The sequence below is a fragment of the Frankia sp. CeRuru1 genome (assembly GCF_977966315.1).
Map to the genome: position 1 here is coordinate 1 of NZ_CDWWEW010000159.1, position 11,023 is coordinate 11,023.

Below are 11,023 nucleotides of genomic sequence, written 5' to 3' on the forward strand. Positions count from 1 at the left end.
GGTGAGTGGGGCAGCGAGGACCTCGCCGAGGATCAGGGCCAGTTCGCCGAAGGCTCGGCCGCGGTGGCTGATCGCATCCTTCTCCGCCGCGGACAGTTCGGCGTTCGTCCGGGTCTGACCGTCGGCCAGGAACAGTGGGTCGTAGCCGAAGCCGCCCGCGCCGCGAGGTTCGGTCAGCAGGGTGCCACGTAGCTCGCCGTGGGCGACCCGTTCGATGCCGTCCGGGGTGACCAGGGCCGCCGCGCAGACGAAGGCGGCGTGGCGCCGGTCGGCCGGGACGTCGTCAAGCTGCGCGAGCAGCAGGGTGTTGTTGGCGGTGTCCCGTTCGACCCGGGTGCCGTCGCGCCGGCCCGACCATCGAGCCGAACGCACCCCCGGCATCCCGGCCAGCTCGTCGACGGCGAGCCCGGAGTCGTCGGCGACCGCCGGCAGCCCGGTCTCCGCGACCGCCGCCCGCGCCTTGATCAGCGCATTCTCAGCGAAGGTCGTCCCGGTCTCGGGTACCTCCTTGCCGGGCGGCAGGCCCACCAGCTCCACGGCCAGGCCGCTGGCCACCAGGAGGCGGCGCAGCTCCGCGAGCTTCGCCTCGTTGCGACTGGCGAGGACCACCTTCGTCGTCCGGGTCGATCCGTGGTGTTTGGCGCTCATCGAGCACCTCCCGGGCGAGGAGGCCCCGCCGGAACCGGGCCGCGCAACGCCTCGGTCTGGATCGCGGTGAGCTGGGCGCATCCACGCACTGCAAGGTCGAGCAGGCTGTCGAGCATCGTCCGGTCGAACGGGGTGCCCTCGGCGGTGCCCTGGACCTCGACGAAACCGTCCGCCCCAGTGCACACCACGTTCATGTCGGTGTCCGCGGTGGAATCCTCGCTGTAGGCCAGGTCGAGCATCGCCTCGCCCTTGACCACGCCGACACTGACCGCACTGACGCTCGTGGTGATCGTGCCGGGCCGGCCGAGCCAGCGGGCGGCGTCGACCAGCGCGACGTAGGCGCCGGTGATCGCGGCGGTGCGCGTGCCGCCGTCGGCGAGCAGCACGTCGCAGTCGATCGCGATGGTGTTCTCGCCGAGGGCCTTCAGGTCGATGCAGGCACGCAGGCTGCGGCCGATCAGCCGGGAGATCTCGTGGGTCCGCCCGGAGATGCGGCCGCGCACGGACTCGCGATCGTTACGGGTGTCGGTGGCCCGTGGAAGCATGGAGTACTCGGCGGTCACCCAGCCCAGGCCGCTGCCCTTGCGCCAGCGCGGGACCCCCGTGGTTACCGAGGCCGCGCACAGCACCCTGGTCCGGCCCGCGCTGACCAGCGCGGATCCCTCCGCATGCTCCTGCCATCCCCGCAGGATCGTCACCTGCCGGAGTTCGTCCGGTCTCCTGCCATCCGCTCGTATCACGACGCGACACTATCGGCCCAGGGCGACCCGGCCGCGCGCCGAGGTCGCGCCGAGGTGCGGAGGTGCGGTCCGTCAGAGTTCTCAGAGTTCGTAGACGGTGCCGGGGCTCGCGAGGGTCAGCGGGCCGTCATACACGCCGGCCGCTTCCTCCTCGGAACGGGCGGCGTTCCCCCACGGGACAAGATGCGTGAGCACGAGCTGGCCCACACCGGCTCGCCGGGCGTGCTCGCCGGCCTCCCGGCCGGTCAGATGCAGGTCCGGGGGGTTGTCCTCCTCATCGAGGAACGACGCCTCGCAGAGGAAGAGATCGCTGTCGGTGGCGAGGCGGACCAGCCGGTCACACGCCCCGGTGTCGCCCGAGTAGGTCAGTACCCGATCGTCGGCGGTGAGGCGGACGCCGTAGGCCTCCACTGGATGGGCCACCCGGGTGAGATCGATCCGGAACGGCCCGATGTGCAGGCAGCCGGCGCCGATGGTCCGGAAGTCGTAGATGTCGGCCAGGCTGTCGTCCGGCCATTTCTCGAACGCTCCGCACAGCCGTTCCTGGGTGTTGATCGGGCCGTAGACCGGGAGCTTGGGCGGCATGCCCTCCGGATGGTACCGCCGCGCGTAGGAGTTGGCCACCAGGTCCAGGCAGTGGTCGCCGTGCAGGTGGCTGAGCAGCACCGCGTCGATCTCACGCAGGTCGCAGTGCCGTTGTAGCTCACCCATGGACCCGTTGCCCGCGTCGAGGACGAGCCGGAACCCGTCCGACTCGACGAGGTAGGACGAACAGGCCGACGTCGGGCCGGGATACGTGCCCGAACAGCCGAGGATCGTCAGTTTCACCGTGGCACCACCGGGCTCTGCTGGGAGGAGGGTTCCTGGTCCGCCCCGGTTCGGGCGGCCCAGGCGGCTGGAGGCGTGACTGTGGCCCGCGCGGCGGGAACAGGCGGGGACACCGCCGCGACGCCGACGAGTTCGGGGCCGAGGAACCTGCGTCCCACCCGGCTGAACAAGGTTGGATCACCCGTGGTGAGGAACCGGTGCGTGGGCGGCGGAAGGCCCGGATCGCGGAAGAGCCCATGCCGGACGAGTACCCGGTAGGTGTCCTTGGCCGTCTCCTCGGCACTGCTCACCAGGGTGACGCCCTCTCCCATCACGAGGCCGATTACCCCTGTCAGCAGTGGGTAATGTGTACATCCGAGTATCACCGTGTCTACGCCGGCTTCCTGCAATGGTGCGAGGTACGCCTCGGTCAGGCCGAGCAACTGCCGCCCAGAGGTGATACCCCGCTCAACGAAGTCCACGAACGCCGGGCAGGCCACACCGGTCAGCTCCACGCCCGCGGCGGCGGTGAACGCGTCGTCGTAGGCGCGGCTGGCAATCGTCGCCAGCGTGCCGATGACGCCTACCTGCCCGCTGCGGGTCGCCGCGACCGCCCGGCGAGTCGCCGGCATGATCACTTCGATGACCGGTACGTTGTAACGCTCCCGGGCGTCGCGCAGGCAGGCGGCACTTGCCGTGTTGCAGGCGATGACCAGCAGTTTCACGCCCTCGTCCACGAGCCGGTCGAGGGCATCGAGCGCGTAGCGACGCACCTCGGCGATCCGCCGCGGGCCGTAGGGTGCCCGAGCGGTGTCCCCGAGATACACCAGGGGCTCATGCGGGAGCTGGTCCAGAATGGCGCGCGCCACAGTCAGACCGCCCACCCCGCTGTCGAACACCCCGATTGGCGCGCCGCTCATGAGCGATCAGACTAAGCCGGAAACCCGATGCTCACCCTGTGGCTGTTGTCACGGAACCATTGTCCGATCCCGGACAGTCCTCGCGTGTCCGACATAGGATCATCTCGCCCCGCTGAGCTGGGCGCATCGCTGTGCGTCATACCTCGTTGTTTACCCAGGTGAAGGCGTCCGCGTGCCGCGAGGAGCCGGGGTGTGGCCGGTTCGACATCCGGGATCGTCCCGGTCCGCTGGATCGCCCGATGACCTCCGCCCGGTCCGGAACGCGATCTTTCGTCGATGTATCGCGGGAAACGCGTGGTCCGTCTGTCGATCGTCCACGAGGAGCCGTGCCCGGGTGGGTACGCCATACGGGTACAGGCGCGCCAAACGGGGTGTAGGCTAGAACTGCCTGTAATCGATCAGTGACTACTAGCTATCGAGCAGGTATGTTGAGGACGCGGCTGAGGTGTCCGGGTCGTTCCCATCCGTCCCCGATCCGCGGCACCCCAGTCGCATCCTCGATGTCTCCGGGCCGTCTCCGGGTGCCGATGCGACGTGATTCCCGATGTCGCCCCGTGCTTCTACGCTGACGTCGCTTCTACGCTGACGTCATGCGGTGGTCTTGCTGTCGTCCAGCCGTGAAGCCATCCAGGGGGAGCGGGGGGCGTCAGCACGTGGCCACACATACGGAGGGCCGCGGTCGGGTGGCTCTCCGAGCATTTGAGATCGGCCCATGATGTGAGGACGGACGGTGCAAGCGGGATGCACGTCACCAAACCGTCCTCCTGGCTTGTCGGGTTGACGTCGATCGGGGGCGTCGCTGGCCGTACGGCGATAGGAACATGCCTATGGCCCGGCTCCTCGCGGCGATCTCCACGGGCGTCGCCCTCCTGGTGGGAGGGTTGACGGCGCTTGCCGTCATGCTGCCGCCTGAGTACAGCTATCTGGTCCCGATTGTCATCATCCTCGTCGTCGTGGGGGTCAACATCACTGCCTGGCTTGTGATCCCGCGTGTCGTCGGCTCGGCGTCGGCGTCGGTGTCCGTGCACCGCTCAATACCGGAGAATCGTCCGATGGGTGGCTCGTTCGTGTTCGGTCGTGGTGAGTTCGACTGGGCGAGTTCGGACGCCTCCGATGCCTCCGTCGAGTCCTCGTCGGACAACTGGTCGTCGAGCTGGGACTACGCCGGCGGGGACGGTCCGGACGGCAGCGACGACGAGAGCGGTTTCGACGACGACCGCTGGTATGGTTCCGCGGCCCGCCGTGGCGCGGGTTTCTCGCCGCCCGCCCTTACCGGAGCGTCCATGCCCGGCCTGCTGTCCGCCGATACCGGACCGCATCACCGGGCCACGCAGTCCGGCCCGGTGCCGGCGGAGCCAGAGAAGCACCACGATGACAGCCGCCAGCCGTAGTGACGCTCATGCGGGAACCGATCGGCCAAGGGTACAGTCCTCGGCCAGGTACATCCCGTCCGTGCTGCGCTCGTTGAGGTCGGTGCAGTGCGGTGCAGTGGCGGCCCGGCGCCGTGGATCAGGCGAGCCCGGCGCGTCGGCGGGCCGTCTCGGCCACCGCGGCCCAGTCCTGGTCGGTCTGGCCGTGCGCCAGCGCGTCGACGAAGGCGTCCCGCAGCACGCCGCCGAAGGGCAGCGGAACGTTCCGTTCCAGCCCTGAGGCCAGCGCGAGCTGGACGTCCTTCAACCCGAGCGGGAGACGGAAGTTGACGGGTTCGTAATCCCGGTTTCCGATCATGCGGCCATAGCCGGTAAAGACCGGGCCAGTGAACAGGTTGTCGGTGAGTACTTCGATGAACGTGGCCGGGTTCATCCCGCCGGCCTCGATGACGGCGCTCGCCTCCGCCATCGCCTCGATGCTGCAGGCGATTAGATAGTTGCCCAGAATCTTCACCAGGTTGGCGTGTTCCGGCGCGTCGCCGACCGTCCAGGTTCGCCGGCCGAGGACGTCGAACAGAGGCTGAACCTCGGCGATCGCGTCCGGATCGCCGCTGGTCACGATGGTGAGGTTGCCGGCGCGGGCGGCGTCGGTCCGGCCGAAGACGGGAGCCGCGAGGTAGCGCAGCCCGTGCTCGGCGTGCTCACGCCGAGCACGGATCGCCAGCGCGGTGCTGACGGTGGCCATGTTCACATGCAGTGCTCCGGCCGGCGCGGCGGTCAGCACCCGCGGATCGAGCAGGCGATCGGTGACGGCCTGGTCGTCCGCCAGCATGCTGAGGACGATTCCGGTGGCGAACGCCTCGGAGATGCTGGCGGGGACCGCACCGGCGGCGGCCAGTTCGGTGACGGGATCCGGTGAGCGGTTCCAGGCCAGCACGGTGTGGCCGGCGTCGATCAGATTGCGCGCCATGGCGCTGCCCATTCCGCCGAGTCCGATGAAACCGATCTTCATGCGTCACCCTCCTGGCCTGGTCGGCGGACGGTCCGCCGACGCGGGTTTCCTGCCCGGCTGGGCTGGGCTGGGCCAAGCGGCATCAGCGGCTCCGGCCCAGGGCGTGTGAAGAACGGACCGGCAGGTGCCGGGTTCTCAGGCGCCTGTCATCGTAGGAAGCCCGGTGCCCGAGGTCAGTGTGATGAACTCGATACGCGGGGGACCGGTGAGCAGATCCTGCCGCTCGGCGACGAAGTGGTGGATGTGCGGCTGGTTCTCATGATCCTCGAACGCCTCGCGGTCGCGGTAGAGCTCGTAGAAGAGCCGGGCATTGTCGTCGCCGGCCACCCGATGGGTAGTGTAGATCAAGGTCCCGGGTTCGTGGGCGGCGATCAGCGGCACCGTCTCGGCCACCAACGCGTCGAACGCGTCCGCCGTGTCCGGGCGTACCTCGAACCGCACCGTCAGACCGAACATGGATCTCCTCCTCAAGGTATTGCGACAGGGATATGGCGGGGCGCTGTCGCTTCGCGACGTACTGTTACCGTATCCAGGAGATCGCTCTAATGGTGGCCTGAGAGCCTGGCCACATCGGTGCGGCCTGAGATCGGCTGCCTTGTGCAGCCCGGGACGGGCCATCCGGACCTTGACGGCAGGATGCCGATGTACAGCAGATTTTGTCGATCAAAGCCGATATGAGCGTCATGAACGGTACCCGATGGTATTCTCTCAAGGCTGGATCTGGTGGATGGCGGGCATGGTCTCCCGGTCGGAGAGAGGAATTTTCCGAGGCGGAGCGCGGTGATGTCGCGATGCCGCCGAATGGTAGAAGGGTCTGCTGAGAATCGATCTGCTCCGCGGCAGATAGCTCCCGCTGGCCGAGGCGACCCGCGTCGCGCTCAGGTCCCCGGCGCCGCGGACCGGGACGTGCCACCCGGCCAGCATAGCGATTGGCGCCAGGCGGGCCACAGCCTGATTTCTTCCATCGACTCGTAGTTCAAATTCGAGAGACTCGTGTGCACTGGCTCGTGAACGGAAATCCCTTGACGGCTGGCCGCTGCACCGCACTCCGACGGGACGTAGGCAAGATCGGCGCCCTGTTACTCTGACGATTCAGGAGACTTGCATGGTCTACGTCCAGCCGTATGCCATCGACCCCGCCGGGCGTGGTCTTTTCTGTGACCATCCCGGCCGGGTCCGCCATCCTTCCCAACCTTGTCGCGGCCGGCCATGACCCCGACCACTATGGCGTCGACGCCCATCTGTTCGAACCGAGCCGCGACGAAAATGATCATCTTGCGTTCGGTGTCGGCGTCCACCGGTGTATCGGCGCTCCTCTCGCGCATCTGGAGGCCGGCTACGCCCTGCCCGCTCTCTTCGAGCGTTTCCCTGATATCAGTCCGGTCGAGAAGGGACTGGATCAGGTTTCCTCCTTCATCGTCTACGGCTGGGATGTCCTACCCGTGCGCCTCGCTCCGGAGCGATAGCGCCCGACGCGGGGGAGGGACGCGTGCTGTACGGCGGATATGCACAAGCATTGACGTGGGCCGCTGATGGTGACGTTGACAGGTCGTCGTTCCTTCCCTGGGTGGAACCCTGGTGGCGGTCGGCTGACCGGCTGCCACCAGTCCGTCGCAGGGACCAGTCGGCGAGGGCGCGGTTCCAGCCTCGAATGGAGGGCATCGGTTGAACGGCCGGTGTGCGGCATGAATGCCGTCATCGGGTGAATTCTCGCGATCTCCGTCGCCGGCGCGGACATGGAGCCCGGCGTGTCGTCAGTGGTTTCAAGCCCGATTGTTCCGCACTCCTGCCACGATGCGTGCCGAGTTCGATACGACGTCGGACCGGTAATGCAGAATCGAGGATGGCGCGGAGTGAAATCTCGTCTCACATGGTCCCGTTCGGCTGCGCTTGCAGCTGCGACAGCCCTGACCGTCGGGCTTGGCTACGGCCTTCCGGCGGTCGCGGATCCGGGTGGCGCAGCAGCCCGGTCGGGTGCGGCGAAGGCCGGACCGGTCGCCGGGCCGGACATAGCCAACGGTAGGGCACGGGAGGCGTCCACATTCTGGACGTCAGATCGTATGCGCGAGGCCAAGCCGGTGGACCCGAGCAAGGCGAATAGCGGCAAAGTCCAGGAACAGGGGCCGGCGGTGCGCGGCGGCCCGGCCGAGCGGGTGAACCCGCATGTCCCTGAGCCCGTACCGGGAACAGCACCGGGAACAGCCGGCGGCGGGCCGGGCTTCGGGCCGACCGCGGCACCCTGGTACGGCTCGACGACCAGCCCGCCGGCCACCACGTCCGGACGCGTATTCTTCACCGACAGTAGCGGCGTCAGCTACTCCTGCTCGGGGGGCACCGTCAACAGCGGCGGCAAGAACCTGGTGTTCACCGCCGGCCACTGCGTAAACCCGGGCGGCGGCGGGGCCTGGTTCACCAACTGGGTCTTCGTCCCGCGCTACAACAACGGGAACGCGCCCTACGGCGTGTGGTCCGCGCGCCAGCTCTGGAGCTGGAGCAGCTGGGTGCAGAACGCCAACCGTGCCTACGACTTCGGCGTCGCAGTGCTGAACACCAACGCTTCAGGACAGCACATCGTCAACGTCGTCGGTGGTCAGGGAATCGAATGGAACTTCCCGCTGGTGCAGTATGTCTACCAGTTCGGCTACCCAGCTCGGGCGCCGTTCAACGGGCTCTCCCTGCAATACTGTAGTGGGACGACGTACAACGACGGCGGCTTCGTCGGTATCAACTGCAACATGACCGAGGGTGCCAGCGGCGGACCCTGGCTGGACGACTTCGACGGAACGTTCGGATACCTCGACTCCGTCAACAGCTGGGTGTTCTGGGACGCCAACGGCGTCCGGTACAAGTGGAACGGCCCGTACTTCGGCAACGAGGTGCGCGACCTGTACTACGCGACCGCGAATCTGTAGGCTGGCCACAGCCGGGGGGACGCGGGAAATGCGCGTCCCCTTTTTTTCGAATTTACCGTGATTTTCATCGCGCCGGAGGAGGGCGCCGTGACACGCCTCCCCCCTTTCTCCCTCCCCCTTCTCTCCCTCCTGCTCTGCGTGCTCGTCGGGTGCGCCGGTCCGATCAACGCCGGGCCGGCGGAACCGACCGGGCCGGCACCGGGCAGGGTGCTGGATGTGGCGGGTGCGCTCGCCGCCCCGCCCGACCGGCAGGTGACGGTCCGCGGGTACGTCCTCATCAGGCCGGACGGGGCCAGTTACCTGTGCACCGGGCTCGCCGGTTCCTACCCGCCGCAGTGCGGCCGGCCGGCACTGCGGCTTGTCGGACTGGACCTGGCCGACCTACCGAGTCCCGAGCATGCCTCCGGAGTCACCTGGACCGGCGAAACCACACTGGCCGGAACCGTCCGGGACGGCACGCTGACGCTTCGCCGCTGACCAGGATCGCAGCCGCGTTCCCCTGCTCAGCCCCGGACCAGCCCGCCCAAGGCCGCCCGCCCAAGGCCGAAGGGGGCACCGCCCTGCCCTACGACGGCTGGCACCGGGCGGTCCAGACGGCGAGCTCGGTGCGGGCGGCCACGGTCTCGCGGTGCTCGGGTCCCAACGCCCGTTCGAACAGCGCCAGTACCGCGGCGAACTGGTCCCGGGCACCCGCGGGATCCCCCGCCTCACCGGTCCAGTGGGCGAGGTTGCGCTGGTCGAGCAACGTGTCCGGATGGCCGGGGCCGAGGACCCGCCGGTGGATCAGGAGCAGGGCGGCGTACTGGTCACGGGCCATCGCGGGGTCTCCCGCCTGACCCACCCAATAGGCGAAGTTACCCCGGGCGACTAAGGTCGCGGGATGCTCGGGACCCGAGACCCGCTCACGGATCGGCAGTAACTGTGCGTACTGATCGCGGGCGGCGGCAGGGTCACCCGCCTTGCCGGTCCACCAGGCGAGGTTGGTGCGGACCCACAGCGTGCCGTGATGCTCCGCGCCGGACACCCGCTCGTGGACGGTGAGCAGCGCCGAGCACAGGTCGCGCGCGGCCACGGGATCCCCAGCCTCCCCGATCCAACGGGCGTACTGGTCACGAGATTCGAGAACATCCGGGTGTTCCGATCCCAGAACTCGTTCCCTGATCGGCAGAAACGCGGCGTAGTGAGCGCACGCGCCCGCCACATCGCCGGCCTGCCCGGTCCAGAACCCGAGATTCGCCCAGACATACAGGGTCTCCGGATCATCCTCACCCGCGACGCGTCGCCACCGGGGCAGGATGGACAGGCACAGGTCGCGCGCGCCGGGCCAGTCGCCGGCCTGCCCGGTCCAGTCCGCGAGACGAGCCGCGACCAGCAGAGTCTGCCGGTCGTCCGCGCCTAGGGCCCGGCTGCAGACGGGCAGCAACGCCGCGAGCATGTCGCGCGCGCCCCCCGGATCCCCCGCTTCCCCGGTCCAGTTGGCGACGGCGGCACGCGTACGCAGAGCCGCGGGATGCTCGGCGCCCAGCCGTGTCACGGTGTCGTTGTGGACGTCCTCCTGCACGATCTTCGCCGTCCGGTAGCCACCACTGGCGTCGAGATACTCGAGCAGTTTCAGGACGCCGGGACGGTCCGGACGGAACACGGTACGTGCGTGGGGGACCAGCATGGCGTAGACAGGCCACGTCCCGGACCGGTGGGGTTCATCCGGCAGTGCGGCCTCCACCAGGGCCACCACCACGCCGCGCAGGACGTCGCGACGTTCCTCGGGCAGCTGACCGGCGATGACTGCCCCGACGAGGCGGTGCAGCTGAATCGTGTCCCCGCTCCGGCGGGCCAGGGAGTAGGCCAGCGCGTCACCGACCACATCGTCGAGGTCGAGCTGGGGATGGGTACCGGCGCACGCCTGCGCCAACGGGCCGTCGAGAAGATCGGGATGGTCATCGAACAGGGCCAACGGGATCGGTTCGGGAGCCAGCAGCGCGCCCAGCGTCAGCAGCTGCACGGTGGCCGGGGCGTCGGCCTGCAGCCGTTCCAGGGCCATGGACCAGGCGGTGGCGATGGTGCCGGCATAGAGGGGATCGCCCCCTTTGCCCAGCAGCGTCGTACGCCGGGTACGGAACTTCGCGAGGTAACCGGCCGGATCCGTCCGGGTCGTGGTGAGGTAGCCGGCGGCCTGCGCCAACGCCAGGGGCAGGTCACCCAACTCGGCAGCCAGCGCGTCGGCTACCGCCGCGTCCAGGCCGGGAAGACGGCGGGTCAGGAACGCCACCGCCTCAGCCCGTTCAAACACGTCCACGTCGACCGCGGCGGCGAGTGCCTCCCAGCCCGGCTTCCGGGACGTGATCAGCACATGGCCCGGTCCGCTTGGCAGCCAGTCCCGCAAGGCGACGGGATCCTCGGCGTTGTCGAACACCACCAGCCACCCCACCCGACGGCCCAGGGCGGCGAGCACGATGGCCGCGATGTCGGATACCGCTCCATCGGTCGACAGACCCAGCGGGCCCGCGAGCGCGGCGAACTTCTCGCCGACCAGGAGGGTCTGTTCCGCGTCGATCCACCAGACCAATGTGTACTCGGCGGCATGCCGATGGGCGTACTCGACGGCCAACTGGGT

11 protein-coding genes are annotated in these 11,023 nt (G+C 68.7%); 4 read left to right on the plus strand and 7 right to left on the minus strand.

The window, feature by feature from the left end; all coding sequences use genetic code 11:
* From rdgB to murI, 4 genes are all read right to left on the minus strand, one after another.
* Window positions 1-648: RdgB/HAM1 family non-canonical purine NTP pyrophosphatase (rdgB, locus tag AC08OP_RS13185; RefSeq protein ID WP_476614455.1), on the minus strand; the 648-nt coding region annotated here is incomplete at its 3' end.
* Complete coding sequence (rph, locus tag AC08OP_RS13190; protein WP_476614456.1) at window positions 645-1,388, minus strand: ribonuclease PH; 744 nt, start codon at window positions 1,386-1,388, stop codon at window positions 645-647. The genes rph and rdgB, both read right to left, overlap by 4 nt.
* 81 nt (window positions 1,389-1,469) lie before the next feature.
* Window positions 1,470-2,216 (minus strand): MBL fold metallo-hydrolase, encoded by a 747-nt coding sequence (locus AC08OP_RS13195; RefSeq protein ID WP_476594308.1) that lies wholly within the window; start codon window positions 2,214-2,216, stop codon window positions 1,470-1,472.
* Entirely contained in the window at window positions 2,213-3,115 is a 903-nt protein-coding gene (gene murI, locus AC08OP_RS13200) for a glutamate racemase (RefSeq protein ID WP_476614457.1), read from the minus strand. The genes AC08OP_RS13195 and murI overlap by 4 nt, the downstream gene beginning before the upstream one ends.
* 821 nt (window positions 3,116-3,936) lie before the next feature.
* Between murI and AC08OP_RS13205 the strand changes: the two genes are divergently transcribed.
* Window positions 3,937-4,506: a hypothetical protein gene (locus tag AC08OP_RS13205; RefSeq protein ID WP_476614458.1), complete on the plus strand. Its 570-nt coding sequence runs from the start codon at window positions 3,937-3,939 to the stop codon at window positions 4,504-4,506.
* Between the two features lie 118 nt (window positions 4,507-4,624).
* Here the strand turns inward: AC08OP_RS13205 and AC08OP_RS13210 are convergent, their stop codons facing one another.
* Window positions 4,625-5,497 carry an NAD(P)-dependent oxidoreductase gene (locus tag AC08OP_RS13210; protein WP_476614459.1) on the minus strand — a complete coding sequence of 291 codons (873 nt, stop codon included), beginning with the start codon at window positions 5,495-5,497 and terminating at the stop codon, window positions 4,625-4,627.
* Window positions 5,498-5,632: 135 nt separating this feature from the next.
* Complete coding sequence (locus AC08OP_RS13215; RefSeq protein WP_476614460.1) at window positions 5,633-5,953, minus strand: putative quinol monooxygenase; 321 nt, start codon at window positions 5,951-5,953, stop codon at window positions 5,633-5,635.
* A 668-nt stretch (window positions 5,954-6,621) separates the two neighbouring features.
* Here AC08OP_RS13215 and AC08OP_RS13220 point away from each other — a divergent pair.
* From AC08OP_RS13220 to AC08OP_RS13230, 3 genes are all read left to right on the plus strand, one after another.
* Entirely contained in the window at window positions 6,622-6,963 is a 342-nt protein-coding gene (locus tag AC08OP_RS13220; RefSeq protein ID WP_476614461.1) for a cytochrome P450, read from the plus strand.
* Between the two features lie 594 nt (window positions 6,964-7,557).
* Window positions 7,558-8,409: a trypsin-like serine peptidase gene (locus tag AC08OP_RS13225; protein WP_476614462.1), complete on the plus strand. Its 852-nt coding sequence runs from the start codon at window positions 7,558-7,560 to the stop codon at window positions 8,407-8,409.
* Window positions 8,410-8,496: 87 nt separating this feature from the next.
* Window positions 8,497-8,886, plus strand: a complete 390-nt coding sequence (locus AC08OP_RS13230; RefSeq protein WP_476614463.1) for a hypothetical protein — start codon at window positions 8,497-8,499, stop codon at window positions 8,884-8,886.
* Window positions 8,887-8,974: 88 nt separating this feature from the next.
* Here AC08OP_RS13230 and fxsT read toward each other — a convergent pair.
* On the minus strand, window positions 8,975-11,023 hold a 2,049-nt coding region (gene fxsT / locus AC08OP_RS13235), incomplete at its 5' end, for an FxSxx-COOH system tetratricopeptide repeat protein (RefSeq protein ID WP_476614464.1).